The sequence below is a fragment of the Streptomyces sp. MST-110588 genome, from assembly GCF_022695595.1.
Lineage (GTDB): Bacteria > Actinomycetota > Actinomycetes > Streptomycetales > Streptomycetaceae > Streptomyces.
This window is the reverse complement of record NZ_CP074380.1, coordinates 3996761-4013720: the sequence shown is the minus strand read 5'-3', so window position 1 is coordinate 4013720 and position 16960 is coordinate 3996761. Positions and strand designations below refer to the sequence as shown.

General features: G+C 70.9%; 12 protein-coding genes and 2 pseudogenes. 6 read left to right on the top strand and 8 right to left on the bottom strand.

The window, feature by feature from the left end; all coding sequences use genetic code 11:
- Positions 1-165: 165 nt before the first annotated feature.
- From KGS77_RS17625 to aspS, 3 genes are all read right to left on the bottom strand, one after another.
- A complete protein-coding gene (locus KGS77_RS17625) occupies positions 166-558 on the bottom strand; it encodes a type II toxin-antitoxin system VapC family toxin (protein ID WP_242582876.1) in 393 nt (130 codons plus the stop codon).
- The gene (locus KGS77_RS17620; protein ID WP_242582874.1) at positions 555-782 is read right to left on the bottom strand and encodes a hypothetical protein; all 228 of its coding nucleotides are present in this window, start codon (positions 780-782) and stop codon (positions 555-557) included. Before KGS77_RS17620 ends, KGS77_RS17625 begins: the two co-directional genes overlap by 4 nt.
- Positions 783-941: 159 nt before the next feature.
- The gene (gene aspS, locus KGS77_RS17615; protein ID WP_242582872.1) at positions 942-2705 is read right to left on the bottom strand and encodes an aspartate--tRNA ligase; all 1764 of its coding nucleotides are present in this window, start codon (positions 2703-2705) and stop codon (positions 942-944) included.
- A gap of 381 nt (positions 2706-3086) precedes the next feature.
- On the opposite strand from aspS, the pseudogene KGS77_RS17610 reads away from it, so the two are divergent.
- Positions 3087-5189: pseudogene (locus KGS77_RS17610) on the top strand (SpoIIE family protein phosphatase); the annotation flags it as partial.
- On the opposite strand, the gene KGS77_RS17605 reads toward KGS77_RS17610, so the two are convergent.
- From KGS77_RS17605 to KGS77_RS17595, 3 genes and pseudogenes are all read right to left on the bottom strand, one after another.
- Positions 5177-6334, bottom strand: a complete 1158-nt coding sequence (locus KGS77_RS17605) for an AI-2E family transporter (RefSeq protein WP_347404586.1) — start codon at positions 6332-6334, stop codon at positions 5177-5179. The pseudogene KGS77_RS17610 and the gene KGS77_RS17605 sit on opposite strands and share 13 nt — an antisense overlap.
- Positions 6335-6655: 321 nt before the next feature.
- Positions 6656-7606 (bottom strand): pirin family protein, encoded by a 951-nt coding sequence (locus KGS77_RS17600; RefSeq protein ID WP_242582815.1) that lies wholly within the window; start codon positions 7604-7606, stop codon positions 6656-6658.
- A 200-nt stretch (positions 7607-7806) separates the two neighbouring features.
- Positions 7807-8282 (bottom strand): annotated as a pseudogene (locus KGS77_RS17595) (SseB family protein).
- A 279-nt stretch (positions 8283-8561) separates the two neighbouring features.
- On the opposite strand from KGS77_RS17595, the gene KGS77_RS17590 reads away from it, so the two are divergent.
- Positions 8562-10388: an acyl-CoA dehydrogenase gene (locus tag KGS77_RS17590; RefSeq protein WP_242582810.1), complete on the top strand. Its 1827-nt coding sequence runs from the start codon at positions 8562-8564 to the stop codon at positions 10386-10388.
- Between the two features lie 146 nt (positions 10389-10534).
- Here the strand turns inward: KGS77_RS17590 and KGS77_RS17585 are convergent, their stop codons facing one another.
- On the bottom strand, positions 10535-10864 hold the full coding sequence (locus KGS77_RS17585) for a helix-turn-helix transcriptional regulator (protein WP_242587525.1): 330 nt from the start codon (positions 10862-10864) through the stop codon (positions 10535-10537).
- 348 nt (positions 10865-11212) lie between these two features.
- Between KGS77_RS17585 and KGS77_RS17580 the strand changes: the two genes are divergently transcribed.
- The 4 genes from KGS77_RS17580 to KGS77_RS17560 all read left to right on the top strand — a co-directional run bounded on the left by KGS77_RS17580 (position 11213) and on the right by KGS77_RS17560 (position 16244).
- Entirely contained in the window at positions 11213-12538 is a 1326-nt protein-coding gene (locus KGS77_RS17580) for a M18 family aminopeptidase (protein WP_242582807.1), read from the top strand.
- 1 nt (position 12539) lies between these two features.
- Positions 12540-14918: a BTAD domain-containing putative transcriptional regulator gene (locus KGS77_RS17575; protein WP_242582803.1), complete on the top strand. Its 2379-nt coding sequence runs from the start codon at positions 12540-12542 to the stop codon at positions 14916-14918.
- A gap of 132 nt (positions 14919-15050) precedes the next feature.
- Positions 15051-15926 (top strand): DUF4232 domain-containing protein, encoded by an 876-nt coding sequence (locus tag KGS77_RS34645; protein WP_277994234.1) that lies wholly within the window; start codon positions 15051-15053, stop codon positions 15924-15926.
- Positions 15927-16013: 87 nt separating this feature from the next.
- On the top strand, positions 16014-16244 hold the full coding sequence (locus KGS77_RS17560) for a DUF6458 family protein (protein ID WP_242582801.1): 231 nt from the start codon (positions 16014-16016) through the stop codon (positions 16242-16244).
- Here the strand turns inward: KGS77_RS17560 and KGS77_RS17555 are convergent.
- Complete coding sequence (locus KGS77_RS17555) at positions 16232-16816, bottom strand: hypothetical protein (RefSeq protein ID WP_242582799.1); 585 nt, start codon at positions 16814-16816, stop codon at positions 16232-16234. The genes KGS77_RS17560 and KGS77_RS17555 overlap by 13 nt on opposite strands.
- Positions 16817-16960: the final 144 nt, after the last annotated feature.

Here is a 16960-nt window from a genome sequence, read left to right as displayed (position 1 = left end):
TACGCGCGGATGTACGTGGGCCCGTTACCGGATCGGGGATTCGGTAACGGGCCCCGGTGCGTCGGTACGTCGGCGTACAGAGCGGCTACGGCTACGCCTCTGCGGGCCGGTACGGGTGCCGATGATCAGCTCGTCCATAGAGGCGCGGGGTCGGGGACTTACCGCTTACCGGATCACTTCGACGACGCACCGTGCCCCATTGGCGCGCTGCATTTTGGCATCGCTGGTCACCAAAGGTGCGCCGAGTTGTTCCGCCAATGCCACGTATGCGGCGTCGTACGCGGTGTAGTTGCCGCGTAGCTCCCAGATCCGGCCGACGAGTGAGGTGGTCGGGACCCGGTCCACCGGGAAGGTGGGCAGGCAGCGCGCCGCGCGGTCCGCGACCGGCTGCGTGATCTTGTTGCCGAGGAGCAGACCGCGCAGTACGTGCAGCGCCTCGAAGTCGATGACCGCCGGCGCCGCCAACCGTTCGCCGGACAGCCGCGCGGCACATGCTTTGCCTGTGGGGCCCGCGTCCACGAGGGCGGAGATCAGTACGGAGTTGTCGACGACGATCACCGTTCGCGGCCTTCACGCTGTACGTGGACGATAGCGCTCACGGGCACCTCACCGGTCAGTTCCGCCCTGGCTTCGGCCAGGGCCTCCTCGACCGTCGGGGTCGTGGCTTCCTGCTCCAGTCGAGTCCGCAGGTACTCCTGGAGTGAACGGCCGGAGTCGGCCGCGCGGCGGCGCAGTATGGCGTACGCGGTGTCGTTCAGGTTCCTGATCTGTACGGTGGCCATGCATGCAGATTAGCGCTGTTTTCACGCGGCAACAACGCAGTGATTCCAGGCGGCCGGGCCGGGCACCCAACGCAAAAGGCTGCCGGGACCAGAAGTCCCGACAGCCCTGGGCGCCGGATGCCGCGCGCCGGCCCCCGTGGAGGCCGGCGCGGGGAGGGGCTACTTGACCTGCGGCTTGCGGATCGAGAGGTGGAGTTCCTTCAGGCGGGACTCCTCGACCTCGCTCGGGGCGCCCATCAGGAGGTCCTGGGCGTTGCCGTTGAGCGGGAAGGCGATGGTCTCGCGGATGTTGGGCTCGTCGGCCAGGAGCATGACGATGCGGTCGACGCCGGGGGCGATGCCGCCGTGGGGCGGGGCGCCGAACTTGAAGGCGCGGAGCATGCCGCCGAACTCCTGCTCGACGGTCTCCTTGGAGTAACCGGCGATCTCGAAGGCCTTGTACATGACCTCGGGCTCGTGGTTGCGGATCGCGCCGGAGGACAGCTCGACGCCGTTGCAGACGATGTCGTACTGCCAGGCCAGGATGTCCAGCGGGTCCATGGTCTCCAGGGCCTGGAGGCCGCCCTGGGGCATGGAGAACGGGTTGTGGGAGAACTCGATCTTGCCGGTGTCCTCGTCCTTCTCGAACATCGGGAAGTCGACGATCCAGCAGAAGCGGAAGACGTTCTCCTCGAAGTGGCCGGCGCGCTTGGCGGCCTCGACGCGGACCGCGCCCATGATCTTGGAGACCTCGTCGAACTCGCCCGCGCCGAAGAAGATCGCGTGGCCGGGCTTCGCGTCCAGCGTGGTCAGCAGCGCCTTGACGTCGTCCTCGGTGAGGAACTTGGCGATCGGGCCGGTCAGCGTGCCTTCCTCGCCCACGCGCACCCAGGCCAGGCCCTTGGCGCCCTGGGCGACCGCGAACTCACCCATCTGGTCGAAGAACTTCCGCGGCTGGTCGGCGGTGTCGGGGACCGCCAGGGCGCGGACGTGCTTGTCGGCGAACGCCTTGAAGCCGGAGCCGGCGAAGATCTCCGAGACGTCGACCAGTTCCAGCTTGGCGCGCAGGTCCGGCTTGTCGGAGCCGTACTTGAGCATCGCCTCGCGGAAGGGGATGCGCGGGAAGGGGGAGGTGACGGTCCGGCCGCCGCCGAACTCGGTGAACAGCTCGGTCATGAGCTTCTCGATCGGCTGGAAGACATCCTCCTGCTCGACGAAGCTCATCTCGACGTCGAGCTGGTAGAACTCGCCCGGCGAGCGGTCCGCGCGGGCGTCCTCGTCACGGAAGCAGGGTGCGATCTGGAAGTAGCGGTCGAAGCCCGCGATCATCAGGAGCTGCTTGAACTGCTGCGGGGCCTGCGGCAGCGCGTAGAACTTGCCGGCGTGCAGCCGCGAGGGGACCAGGAAGTCGCGGGCGCCCTCGGGGGAGGTCGCCGACAGGATCGGGGTCGCCATCTCGTTGAAGCCCAGCGCCACCATCTTGTGGCGGATGGCGGAGATGACGGCGGTACGCAGCATGATGTTGCGGTGCATGCGCTCGCGCCGCAGGTCCAGGAAGCGGTATTCGAGGCGCTTCTCCTCGTTCACCCCGTCCTCGGCGTTGATCGTGAAGGGGATCTGCTCGGCGGCGCCCAGCACCTCGACGGAGGAGACCTCGATCTCGATCTCGCCGGTCGGCAGGTCGGGGTTGACGTTGTCCGCGCCGCGGGCGCTGACCTTGCCGTCGATCCGTACGACGGACTCCTTGGTCAGCGAGCCGAGGACCTCGTTGGCGGGGGTGCCGGGGCGGGCGACGAGCTGCACGAGACCGTAGTGGTCGCGCAGATCGATGAAGAGGATGCCGCCCAGGTCACGTCGATTGTGCAGCCAGCCGCTGAGCCGGACGTCGGTGTCGACGTCCGTCGCCCGGAGCTCGCCGCAGGTGTGGGACCGGTAACGATGCATCGCTCATCCAAGTCGTCGCGAGTCGAAGAGGGGGGTCTTGGGGACCTCCACCGTCCGGACCGAGCGGTATGGACCATGGAGACACCCGCTTCAGGTTACCGTCCCGGGCGCCGCCGTTCGGTTGACATATGCGGATCGCATGCGCCGTGGGACGATGGTCACGTCCGGTGGCCGGTTCCGGTGGCTGTTTGCGGTGACCGTGTCCGGTGGCCGGTTCCGGTGGCCCTTTCCGGTCTCGTACGGTCTCGTCCGGCCGGGCCGCCGCGTCCTCGTCCACGTACCGGCCCTCATAAGGCGCCCGATCCCGGTGGGCAAGCCGCCCGATCCCGACGGGCCCAGCCAAGCTGGTCGGGTCCCGCCAAACTCACATAAAGTGATGCAATGCGCACCAAGGAGCTCCTGGCCGCCATCGCGACCGGCCTGTGGCGCTGGGACAGGGCCACAGGCGGCGTGACCCTGGACGCCGAGGCGGCCCGGCTGCTGGGCCTGCCCGAGGACCCCGCGGCGCACACCGAAGCCGCCGTCCGCTCCCGCTTCCACCCCGTGGACTTCGCCGAGATCAACGGCATCGTGCAGCTCGCCGTCGCCGAGGACACCCTCGCCGAGGCCCGGCTGCGGATCGTGGACGAGAGCGGCCGGGTGCGGCGCGTGGTCCGCAGCCGCGCCCGTCCCCTGGTCAACCCGGACGGTACGTACGAGCTGGTCGGCACCCTCCAGGAGGTCCCCGAGCCGCAGCCCGGCACCTCCTCCGCGCACACCCCCATCACCGGCGACTGGCGGCGCTCGCGCGAAGCCTTCCTGCTGGACGCCGGCCGCGCGCTGGCCGAGGCCCGCTCCACCGAAGAGGTGCTGCGGGTGGCCGCCGGCCTGTCGATGCCCGGCTTCATGCCGGACGGCCTGGCGGTCTTCGGCATCGAGGCCGACCGGATCTCGGTCATCGGCCACCACGGGCACAAATCCGGTGACGAACAGCCCTTCGCCGACATGCCGCTGAACACCGACTACCCGGCGGCCGAGGTCATACGTACGGGCCGGGCCATCTACCTGCCCACCCCCGAGGACTACCGCCGCCGCTACCCCACCACCTGGCCGCTGGCCTCCGCCTTCCACCGCGCCTCCTGGGCCTTCCTCCCGCTGATCAACGCGGGAAGGACGATCGGCGCCTGGATGGCGGCCTTCGGCCACCCGGTCGCCTTCACCCCCGACGAGCGCTCGGTGCTCACCACCGTCGCCCGGATGCTCGCCCAGGCCCTGGCGCGGGCCGGTGACCAGGAGACGCAGCGCGAGCTGTCGGTGGGGCTCCAGCGCAGCATGATGCCGACGGTGCAGCCGGACATTCCCGGTATGACGGTCGCGGCACGGTACGTACCGACCGGCGGCGGCCTGGAGGTCGGCGGCGACTGGTACGACATGATCACCCTGCCGTCCGGCCGGCTCGCCCTGGTCATCGGGGACGTACAGGGCCATGACGTACGGGCCGCGGGCCTCATGGGACAACTGCGGATCGCGCTGCGCGCCTACGCCTCCGAGGGCCACCACCCCGACGCGGTCCTCTCCCGCGCCTCCCGCTTCCTGTGCGGCATCAACGACACCGAGGCGGCCGGCCAGGACCCGCGCTTCGCCACCTGCCTCTACATGGAGGTCGACCCGGCGACCGGCCTGCTGGACATCGCCCGGGCCGGCCACCCCGACCCGGCCATCCGGATGGCCGACGGCACGATGCTCGTACGGCCCACCGCGGGCGGGCTGCCGCTGGGCATCGACCCGGACACCGACTACCCCACCACCCGCTTCGTCCTGGAGCCCGGCGAGACGATGCTGGTCTGCACCGACGGCCTCATCGAGACCGGCGGCCACGATCTGGAGAGCGGCTGGGCGCGGCTGCGCGACATCCTGGAGGCGTACGAGGAGGGGGAGGACGGGGAGGGCCTGGAACGGCTCGCCGACGCCCTGGTCCAGGCCGTGCACGGCCCGTTCTCGTACCACACGACCGGGCCGCTGGTGGACCGCCGCGAGGACGACATCGCGATGCTGCTGCTGGGCCGGGACGGCGCGAGCTGTGCGATCGGCACGGGCGGCGGCGCCGGGCACGAACACATGCGGCGTACAGTGCTGACCGTCGCCCAGGCCGAGCCGGAGCGCATAGCCGAGGCCCGCCGCCAGGTCCGCGACGTGCTGCACGACTGGGCGGACGAGGACCAGGTGGACTCCGCCGTCCTGATGGTCTCCGAGATGGTCACCAACGTGCTCACCCACACCGACGGGGACGCGCTGCTGGTCGCCGAGATCACCGGTCCGCGCGGCCACCGGCGCATCCGCGTCGACGTCGCCGACGGCAGCGACGAGCTCCCGCACCGCCGCAGCCCCGGGGAACTGGCGTCCTCGGGCCGCGGGCTGGTGCTGATGGAACTGCTGGCCGGCGCGTGGGGCGTGGATCCGCGCGGGGACGGCAAGTCGACGTGGTTCGAGCTCTATGAGGACGCGGGCGGGGGCGGGGCGGCGCCGCCGTCCGTACCGGGCGGCGCGTCGGCCGTGGCACCTCCCGTGGTCCCCGGGTCTCCGGGGTCTCCTGGATCTCCTGGCCCGGGGTCGCCCGGCTCCCGCGGGTCTTCCGGGCCTCCCGGACCCCCTGCGGCTTCCGGGGAGTCGGTGCCCGAGCCCGCCGCGTAGTGCCCGCGCAGCTCCGAGAGCACACCGAAGGCCGCGGCGGTCAGCGGCACCGACAGCAGCATCCCCAGGATTCCGGCCACGCTGGCGCCCGCCGTGATCGCCAGCAGTACGACGGCCGGGTGCATCTGGACCGTACGGCTCTGGATCACCGGCTGGAGGATGTGCCCCTCCAGCACCTGTACGAGCAGGACGACGCCCAGCGCCCACACCGCGATCGCCAGCCCGCGGTCCGCGAGCGCCACCAGGATGGACACCGCGCCGGAGATGAACGCACCCAGATAGGGGATGTAGGCGCCCACGAAGACCAGCGCGCCCAGGCCCACCGCGCCCGGCACACCCAGGATCAGCAGCCCGACGGTGATGCACAGCGCGTCGATGAACGCGATCAGCGTCGTACCGCGCATGAAGCCCTCGACGGCCTGGAAGCCGCGCCGCGCCATCCGCTCCAGATGCGGGCCGGAGTCGCCCGGCGCCCAGTGGTTCAGGGCGCGTACGGCCTTGCCGGAGTCGCGCAGGAAGAAGAACGTCAGCAGCAGCGCCAGAACCGCGGCGGCCAGGAACTGGCTCACCATGCTCACGCCCGTCAGCAGCCCGGAGGCCGCGGTGCCGCCGAACTTCCCTATCAGTGCTTTGGCGTTGGAGGCGATGTCGTCCAGCGAGGTGCCCGCGGTGCCGAAGTGGCGGGAGACGTCCTTGGCCGCCTGCTTCAGGGACGCGATGATCTGGTCACCGGTCTCCATCAGCGCGTTCACCACGATGTAGGCCGCGCCGCCGACGAACACCAGCAGCACCGCGCAGGTCAGCCCGGCCGCCAGCGAGCGGTTGAGCTTCATGGCCACCAGCCGCCGGTACAGCGGGCCCAGCAGCGCGCTGCCCAGCAGGGCCAGCAGGACGGGCGTGACCGCGGCGCTCAGCTCCACGCACAGCCACACACCCACGGCGGCGACGGCGGCCACCAGGAGTACGACGCCGGACCAGGCCGCCGTCTTACGAGCGCCTACGGGGAGGAGTGCCTGCCCCGGCGACCCCGACCACTGTGTCCGCCGTTCCTGCCGTTGTTCCTGCCGTTGTTTTTGCCGCTCTGGTTCCGTCTGCCTTCGCTCTGTCTGCCTTCGCTCCGTCTCTTTGTGCACGCCGTCAGTCCACCACGCGATCTTCACTCGGCAGGGGTGCACGGCCGGACGATTTCGTGTGTCAATCGGAATTACGGCGTTCGGCCGTACGGCGCCTGACGGCGCGTCGGTCCCGTCTCGGGACGCCGTACGACCGGGAGCCGGACGCTACTCGGCGGGAACCGTGCCCAGACGGCCCGACTTGAAGTCCTCGAACGCCTGGGCCAGTTCGGCGTGGGTGTTCATCACGAAGGGGCCGTAGTGCATCATCGGCTCGCGGATCGGCAGGCCGCCGAGGAGGACGACCTCGAAATTGGGACTACGGGACTCCTGTGACGCGTCGGCCCGTATCGTCAGCATGTCACCGCCACCGCCGAAGACCACCGTCTGCCCCATACGGAACGGGCGCTGCTCCGCGCCGGCCGTGCCGCGCCCGGCCAGGCCGTACGCGAGGGCGTTGAACTCCGGGCGCCAGGGCAGAGTCAGTTCGGCACCGGGGCTGAGCGAGACGTGCGTCATCGTGATCGGCGTGTGAGTGATACCCGGCCCCTTGTGACCGTCGATGTCACCCGCGATCAGCCGCACCAGCGCGCCGCCGTCGGCCGAGGTCAGCAGCTTGACCCGGCCGCCACCGATGTCCTGGTAGCGCGGCGCCATCATCTTGTCGCTCCGGGGGAGGTTCACCCAGAGCTGGAGGCCGTGGAAGAGGCCGCCGCTCATGACGAGGGCCTCCGGCGGCGCCTCGATGTGCAGCAGGCCGGATCCCGCCGTCATCCACTGGGTGTCGCCGTCATTGATGACACCACCGCCGCCGTGCGAGTCGCGGTGCACGAAGGTGCCGTCGAGCAGGTACGTCACCGTCTCGAAGCCGCGGTGGGGGTGCCAGGGGGTGCCTTTGGGCTCGCCGGGCGCGTACTCCACCTCACCCATCTGGTCCATCATGATGAACGGGTCCAGGTAGGTGTAGTCGATGCCGGCGAAGGCGCGGCGCACCGGGAAACCCTCGCCCTCGAAGCCGCTGGGCGCGGTGGCGACGGCGAGTACGGGGCGCGGGCGGCCTCCGGCGGGCGCGGCCACGCGCGGCAGGGTCAGCGGGTTCTCTACGGTCACTGCGGGCATGACGGCCTCCTCGGTCGTTCGTCATCCAAGTTAGTTGAAGACTGAACAACCCGCAAGGCGTGCGGCATTCCCTCCGGAGTTCCCGCAGGTGACAGGGGTATGCGAGGAAGAGGCGCCCGGCCGGGCGGGAGGACGCCGGGGTCCGGCCGTCAGCCGGATCTCCGCGTCAGCCGGATCTCCGCGTCAGCCGGGCCTGCGCATCAGCCGTACATCCGGCGCATGGCGAAGTCGACCATCTGCTCCACGGCCTTGGCGTCGAAGACCATCCGGTGGTCGCCCTCCATGTCCAGCACGAAGCCGTAGCCGGTCGGCAGCAGGTCCAGCACCTCGGCACCGGTGATCACGAAGTACTTGGACTCCTTGCCCGCGTACCGGCGCAGTTCCTTGAGCGAGGTGAACATGGGGATCACCGGCTGCTGGGTGTTGTGCAGTGCCAGGAAGCCGGGGTTGTCGCCGCGCGGGCAGTAGACCTTCGACGTGGAGAAGATGCCCTGGAAGTCCTCCGCCGACATCGAGCCGGTGGTGAAGGCGCGCACCGCGTCGGCCAGGGACGGCGGCGACGGCTCCGGGTAGAGCGGCTGCTCGCCGTAGCCGCCGGGGACGGGTGCTGCGGCGGGGGCGGGGGGGCACCGTACTGCTGCTGCCCGGGCCCCGCGTTCTGGTCGTAGCCGTACATGCGCCACAGCGTACTGAGTCCCCGTACCGGGCAGGCGCCGGAGGGCCGTAGGCAGACGGAACGGGGTGAGGCCGTACGCGGGCGGGCAAGGTGGGGCCGTACGGCGTCACGGGAGCCGGCCGGCAGGGACCGAAGGGCCCTCGCCGCGGGCACGAGGGACTCTCGTCACAGATGGGCGGCCAGGGGTTGCGCCTTATTACCGACGGGTAGCATCATCGGTAGCTACTTGCTGGTATTGCGTTGAGGTACCACCTCCCGAATCCTTACGGAGCCGTCGTCATGGGGCACTACAAGTCGAATCTCCGCGACATCGAGTTCAACCTCTTCGAGGTGCTCGGACGCGACAGCGTGTACGGCACCGGACCGTTCGCGGAGATGGACGTCGAGACCGCCAAGAGCGTGCTGTCGGAGATCGCCCGGCTCTCGGAGAACGAGCTGGCGGACTCCTTCGCCGACACCGACCGCAACCCGCCGGTCTTCGACCCGGAGACCAACACCGCGCCCGTCCCCGACACGTTCAAGAAGAGCTACCAGGCGTACATGGACGCCGAGTGGTGGCGCCTGGGCATCCCGGAGGAGCTGGGCGGCACCACCGCGCCGCGCTCCCTGCTGTGGGCCTTCGCCGAGACGATCCTCGGCTCGAACCCGGCGATCTGGATGTACGCCTCCGGTCCCGCCTTCGCGGGTGTCCTCTACGACGAGGGCACCGAGGAGCAGCACAAGATCGCGCAGCGGATGGTGGACCGCCAGTGGGGCTCCACGATGGTCCTGACCGAGCCGGACGCCGGCTCGGACGTGGGTGCGGGCCGCACCAAGGCCACGCAGCAGGAGGACGGCTCCTGGCACATCGAGGGCGTCAAGCGCTTCATCACCTCCGGTGAGCACGACATGTCCGAGAACATCGTGCACTTCGTCCTCGCGCGTCCCGAGGGTGCCGGTCCGGGCACCAAGGGCCTGTCCCTGTTCATCGTGCCGAAGTACGACTTCGACTGGGAGACCGGTGAGCTGGGCGAGCGCAACGGCGTCTACGCCACCAACGTCGAGCACAAGATGGGCCTGAAGGCGTCCAACACCTGCGAGATGACCTTCGGCGCCAACCACCCGGCCAAGGGCTGGCTGCTGGGCGAGAAGCACGACGGCATCCGCCAGATGTTCAAGATCATCGAGTTCGCGCGGATGATGGTCGGCACGAAGGCCATCGCCACCCTCTCCACCGGCTACCTCAACGCCCTGGAGTACGCCAAGGAGCGGGTGCAGGGCCCGGATCTGGCGGCCTTCACCGACAAGACCGCGCCGCGCGTGACCATCACCCACCACCCCGACGTGCGCCGCGCGCTGATGACGCAGAAGGCCTACGCGGAGGGCATGCGCGCCCTGGTGCTCTACACCGCCGCCGTCCAGGACGAGATCCTGGTCAAGGAGGCGGCGGGCGAGGACGCCTCCGCCGCCATCCGCCTGAACGACCTGCTGCTGCCGATCGTCAAGGGCTACGGCTCGGAGAAGTCCTACGAGCAGCTCGCCCAGTCGCTCCAGACCTTCGGCGGGTCCGGGTACCTCCAGGAGTACCCGATCGAGCAGTACATCCGGGACGCCAAGATCGACACCCTGTACGAGGGCACCACCGCCATCCAGGGCCAGGACTTCTTCTTCCGGAAGATCGTCCGCGACCAGGGCCAGGCACTGACCGCCCTCTCCGAGGAGATCAAGAAGTTCCTCGCCGAGGCCGCCGGCGGCGAGGAGCTGGAGCAGGCCCGCGGCGAGCTGGCCACCGCCGCCGCCGGCCTGGAGGCGATCGTCGGCGCGATGCTGACGGACCTCGCGGCGACCGAGAAGGACGTCAAGTCCATCTACAAGGTCGGCCTGAACACCACCCGTCTGCTGATGGCCTCGGGTGACGTCGTCGTCGGTTACCTGCTGCTGAAGGGCGCGGTGGTCGCGGCCGAGAAGCTGGCGGGCGCCTCGGCCAAGGACAAGCCGTTCTACGAGGGCAAGATCGCGGCGGCGAAGTTCTTCGCGCACAACGTCCTGCCGGGCGTGGCCGTGCAGCGGGCGCTGGCCGAGTCCGTCGACCAGTCGCTGATGGAGCTGGACGAGGCCGCCTTCTGATTTCTAAGAGGCGTTTTCACGAACGCGGTTCACACTGACACCTGCGCCCGCCTTCCCCACCCCCCGGGGAGGCGGGCGCCGTCGTTCGCGCTGTCCGTGCCCTGCCCCTACTGCGGGCCTGGGCGCTCACTCCGACCCCGTGCCACTCAGTCCGGGCCGCCGTGCTCGGGGTTGGCCGCGACCAGGTCGAGCAGGCCCGGGAAGCGGGCCTGGAGGTCCTCGCGGCGCAGTTCGGCGGCGCGGCTGTTGCCACGGTCCACCTGAAGGATCAGGCCGGACTCGCGCAGCACCCGGAAATGGTGGCTGAGCGTCGACTTGGAGACCGGGAAGCCGAAGGACGCGCAGGTCCGCGTAGTTCCCTCCGGCTCCTGGACGAGCCGGGCGACCACCTCGTAACGCAACGGGTCCGACAGGGCGTTCAGGACCGTCCGCAAGGTCATCTCCTCGCGGTGGGGGTGCCCCTCGGCGTCGGGCATGGCGGCGGCTCCCTCGCTGTCCCTGTCCATGTCGCTTTCACTGACGCTGGCGCTGTCACTGACGCTGGCGCTGTCACTGGCGCTAGAGGTTCTATCGCCATCGTACGTTTCGGGGTTGGTGCGGTCGGGCTCACCCGCGGCCGTGCGCAGCCGTACGCGGCCATACGCAGCCGTACGAGGTCTGTTCCACGTGAAACATCGCCTTTCCCCTCTTCAGCGGTACTTCAGGGCAGGCCGAGGGGCAGTGGGGCGACGCAACGGGGCAGAGGCAGTGCGTTCGTACGGACTGTGAAGCTTTACCCAAGAGGATGCAGGGGATTGAGCCGCTGCCGTCCTTATGCTGAATCCATGAGCACTTCCGCCCGCTTCGATCGCGGCCTCACCGACGACCTGATGTCCTTCCTAGCCGCCAGCCCGTCCCCGTACCACGCGGTCGCGAACGCGGCCGAGCGGCTGGAAAAGGCCGGGTTCCGGCAGGTGGCCGAGACCGACGCCTGGGATGGGGGCGGCGGCACGGCCCAGGAACGCAAGGCGATGGGTACGGGCGGGAAGTACGTCCTGCGGGGCGGTGCGCTCATCGCGTGGTACGTGCCCGAGGGTGCCACTCCCGCGACTCCGTACCGAATTGTCGGAGCACACACCGACTCGCCCAATTTGCGCGTCAAGCCGCTGCCGGACACCGGCTCGCGCGGCTGGCGGCAGGTCGCCGTCGAGATCTACGGCGGGACCCTGCTCAACACCTGGCTCGACCGCGACCTCGGGCTGAGCGGACGCGTGACGCTGCGCGACGGCAGCCACCGGCTGGTGAACGTGGACCGGGCGCTGATGCGCGTACCGCAGCTCGCCGTCCACCTCGACCGGTCCGTCAACACCGACGGGCTGAAGCTGGATAAGCAGCGCCACATGACGCCCATCTGGGGCCTGGGCGAGGTCCGCGAGGGCGACCTGATCTCCTTCGTGGAGGAGGAGGCCGGTGTGCCGGCCGGGGAGATCCGGGGCTGGGACCTGATGCTGCACAGCGTCGAACCCCCCGCCTACCTGGGCCGGGACCGCGAGCTGGTGGCCGGTCCCCGGATGGACAACCTGCTGTCCGTACACGCCGGTACGGCCGCGCTGGCGGCAGCCGCCGCCCGGGAAGACCTGCCGTACATCCCCGTCCTGGCCGCCTTCGACCACGAGGAGAACGGCAGCCAGTCCGACACCGGCGCCGACGGCCCGCTGCTCGGTACGGTGCTGGAACGTTCGCTCTATGCCCGCGGCGGATCGTACGAGGACCGGGCGCGCGCCTTCGCCGGGACCGTCTGCCTCTCCTCCGACACCGGCCACGCCGTCCACCCCAACTACAGCGAGCGCCACGAGCCGGGCCACCACCCGCTGCCCAACGGCGGCCCCATCCTCAAGGTGAACGTCAACCAGCGGTACGCGACCGACGGCAGCGGGCGCGCGGTGTTCGCGGCGGCCTGCGAGCGGGCCGGCGTGCCGTGGCAGACCTTCGTCTCCAACAACGCGATGCCCTGCGGCACGACCATCGGCCCGATCACCGCCGCCCGGCACGGCATCGCCACCGTCGACATCGGCGTGGCCATCCTCTCCATGCACTCGGCGCGCGAGATGTGCGGCGCCGAGGACCCGTACCTGCTGGCCAACGCCCTGACGGCCTTCCTGGAGGGCTGAGTTGGAATTCTCCCTGCTGGGCCCGATCGCCGTCCGGTCCGGTCCCCATGAGCTGGCGCTCGGCCCGGCCAAGCGGCGCAGCGTGCTGGCGCTGCTCCTGCTGCGGCCCAACACGACGGTGCCGCTGACGCAGTTGATCGACGCCCTGTGGGAGGACGAGCCGCCCGAGCACGCCCGTACGGTCGTCCAGGGCCATGTCTCGCGGCTGCGCGCCACGCTCGCCGAGGGCGGCGCCGAGGCGTACGGCATCGAGCTGGCCACACACGGCTCGGCCTATCTCCTGCGGGTCACCGAGGAGATGATCGACGCCCACCGCTTCGGGGAGCTGGTGTCGCTGGCGCGCCCCCAGGCGGCACCGGGCGACGCCGTACCGCTGCTACGCGAGGCGCTGGGCCTGTGGCACGGGCCCGCGCTGACCGGCACGGTTCCCAGCCCGCCGTTCGCCGCCGCGGCGCACGCGCTGGAGGAGCGGCGGCTGAGCGCCGTCGAGGCGCTGGCCCGGGCCCACGGCGCGCTCGGCGAGCACGAGCAGGCCGCGGCCACCCTCTACACCGCGGCGGTCGGCAACCCGCTGCGGGAGGGGCTGATCGCCGCCCTCATACGGGCGCTGTTCCGCACGGGGCGCCGGTCGGACGCGATCGAGTGGTTCCACCGGACGCGGCGGCTGCTCAAGGAGGAGCTGGGCATCAATCCGGGCGAGCGGCTGAGCGCGGCGTACGAGGAGATCCTGCGGGCGGAGGGGGTCGGCGGCGGCAGGGCGGCCGGCGCCGGCAGGGGCTCCGGGGGCGGCTCTGGGAGTGGTTCCGGAAGTGGTTTCGGAAGTGGTTCCGGGGCCGGTTCCGCTGGTGCTGTCGGCGGGGCGGGCCCGGGCCGGGCGGTGTCGGGCGGGGCGGCGTACGGCAGGGCGGTGTCGGGCGGGACGGCGTACGGCAGGCCGGCCGGGAACGTACCGGCGCAGGGTGGCCCCGCTGCGGGCACGTCGTACGGAGACGGCCTGGCCGGCAGCGGGACGGATCAGGCGCGGCAGGGTCTTCAGGGGGTGGCCCCGCACGCGTCGGCCGTTGGAGAGTCGGCGCTTCAGGCCGCCGCGGAAGCGGCGGATGCCGCAAGTGCCCAGACGATCCCGGGGATTCAGACCGCGCCAGGCACCCAGCCAGTACCGGGTGCTCAGCCAACGCCGGGTGCCCAGCCAGCACCGGGTGCCCAGCCCACACCTGGTGCCCAGGCAGCCTCAAGCACTCATACGCCCGCCGGCGCTCGGACAGCCCCGGCGGTACCAGGCTCCCGGCTGCTCCCCCGCCCACCGGCCCGGTTCCTCGGCCGCGACCGCCAACTCGCCCAGTTGTCCACGATCCTGCTGCCCGGCGAGGGCGGCGAGAGCCCGCTCGCCGTCGTGACCGGACCGGCGGGCGTCGGCAAGACGGCGTGTGCCGTGCAGTGGGCCCACCTGAACGCCGCGGCCTTCCCCGACGGGCAGCTCTTCGCCGACCTGCGCGGTTTCGGCGACGACGAGGAGGCCGGCCCCGTCGAGATCCTCCGCGACTTCCTGCTCGCCCTCGGTACGCCTCCCGAGCACGTGCCCTCCTCCGCCCCGGCCGCCTCCGCCCTCTTCCGGTCACTGGTCGCCGGGCGCCGGCTGCTCGTCGTACTGGACAACGCCCGCGACTCGGCGCAGGTGCGTCCGCTGCTGCCCGGAGGGCCGTACTGTGCCACCGTCGTGACCAGCCGCAGCAGGCTCGACGGGCTGGTCGCCACCGACTGGGCCCGCCCGGTCGCCCTTCAGCCGCTGACGGACGAGGAAGGGGTGGCCCTGCTCCGCGCCATGCTCGGCGCCGAGCGCATCGACGAGGACCCGGAGGCGGCACGGGAGTTGGTGGCGCTGTGCGACGGGCTCCCGCTCGCGCTGCGCGCCGCCGCCGCACAGCTCACCGCACGTCCGGGCCGGCGCCTGGCCCGGATGGCTGCCGCACTGCGTGACGAGCGGCGCCGGCTGGCCCTGCTGTCGGCGGAGGACGCCGGGATCGCGGCGGCGCTGCGGACATCCGTGGCCCGGCTCTCGCCGGACGACGCACGGCTGCTCAGCACGCTCGCCACCAGCGCCGACGGACACCTGAGCGCTTCCCTGGCGGCCACGCTGGCAGGCGCGGACCCCGAGGAGATCCAGGACGGCCTGGACCGGCTCGCCCAGATGCACCTGGTGGACGAGCAGGCCACCGACGTCTATACGATCAGCACTCTCACCCAGCTCTTCGCCCGCGACGAGGGCCCGGCTGGGGGCCCGGCCGGGGGCCCGGCAGGGGGCGCGGTCGAAGGGTCGGCCGGGACCGCGGACGAAAAGCCTGCCGGGGGTACGGATGAGGGGTCGGCCGGCCGCCGGTAGGAGGCCGGAAAATTACAAAAAAGGCCCCTGACCTGCGCATGTTAGGGAAGCGTTAGCCGTTCGGCAGCGGCGGTCGGCAGCCTGGGCGCGTATCGAGCGACGACATGGACCGACCGGGGGAGACGACCTGACATGCCGCGCACCGCCGCACGCCCCGCCGCCGCCTCCCGTACCGGCCGCCAGGTCCGTACGCTGCGGGTCGCCACCGCCGGGCTGACCGCCGTCGCCGCCGCGTTCACCCTCACGGCCTGCGGCGGGCAGGACCCCCTCCAGGTCGCCGACGCCAAACCGTTCCGCCCCTTCACCCAGTCCGACCCGTACGACACCTCCGACTCGTACGACACCTCCGACCCGTCCGCCCCGTACATCCCACGCTCCGGGGCCGGCACCGGCACCGACACCGGCACCGGCACCTCCGGAGCGGCCCGGGTCTCCGCAGGCCCCGGCTTCGGCCCCGGCTCCGGTCACCCCGGCACCAGCCATACGCCCCATACACCCCGTGCGCCCCGTGCGACCGGTACGTCACGCACCGCCTGCGACGCCACGAAGGTCACCGTCACGGCCGAGCCGGTCCCCCACACCACCGGCCGCCTGCTGCTGAAGGCCACCAACACCTCTGCCACCGACTGTGTCCTGTACGCCTATCCCTACCTGCGGTTCGGCGGTTCCCTGACCCCTGTCGCCCCCCTCCTGGACAGCCGCCCGCAGACCGCCGTCACCCTCGCGCCCGGCGAGTCCGGCCATGCCGCCGTCAGGACCTGCTCCGCCGACGGTTCCGGCGGCGACAGCCGCGTGACAACGTCGCTGCGGGTCGCCCTGACCGCCCGGCACCGTTCGGTGTTCGCGGAGGTCGAAGGCAGTACGCTCCCACGGCCGCCCCGCACCGTGAAGGTGCGACTGCCTGAAGCGGCTTCCCCCACGGTGCCCGGTGGCGGCACGGTCCGCGTCGACGCCACCGCGCGCGTGACGTACTGGCAGCGCGCGGCGAACGCAGCCACCAACTGGTGATCTGCGGCGCGCGATTGACCGCCCCGGCGCCGGGTACCCGCCCCACCGTCCGGCGGTACAGCCAATCGTGTACGGAGGGGCGGAACCATGGGCATCGGATGGTGCATCGGTCTGCTGGCGATCGGGGGCATCCTCACGTTCGCCGTGGACTGGCACATGGCCGGAGTCAACGTCCACCTGGTCGGCCTGATCCTGATGGCCGTCGGCGTCATCGGCATCGCCGCGTACGTCAGCATCTTCAAGCGCCGCCGCATGCAGCCCCCGAGCCCGGCGGCCCCGGTGGTGGAGGAGAACCACCGCATGCACTACGGGGACTGAACGGGCCCGAGACCTCCTGGGACTGACGTCGTGCCGCCGCGCCGGCGCCGGTAATACGCGTACGTCAAAGCGAGCACCAGTGGCCCCCACAAGACGAACAGACCACTGACCGTGGTGGCCAGCAACCGCCACCCCGCATTGGTGTACGGGACGTCCGAGAACCCCGCGATGTGGAACGTGCACAGCACCCAGTCGACCAGCAGCGCGGTGAAGAACAGGCCGGCGAACGTCGCGGGCACCATCACCATGAAGGGCGGTATGCGCCTGCCGCCCAGCCTCGGTACCCAGGCCGGTACGACCTCTCCCCACGGGCGCACCAGTCCGCGGCACAGCAGCGCGAACGCCTCGGACAGCACGCTCAGGGTGACGACGTACGCCACGCTGGCCCACCGGGCCCAGCCCATCGGAGGCATATCCATCCCCATCTGGAAGTCGAACCCGATGGGCAGCCGCCACAGACACACCGGCAGGGCGAGGAGGGGCATCAGACGGGCGACGCGCTCGGCCCACAGCGGTACGGGCCGCTCGGTCCGGGCGGCCGGCGCCGTGGGATCTTTCGTACGTACGGTCATGCGTCCACCGTTCCGGGCCCGTGGCACGCGCTGATCAGTCAGCGGGGTGATCCGCCTCCGCCGCGCGACGGAGGTCACGACCGTACATAGAGGCCCGAACCTCAAACGAATCCAGTGATCCCACCCGAAAGGGTAACGTTTCAT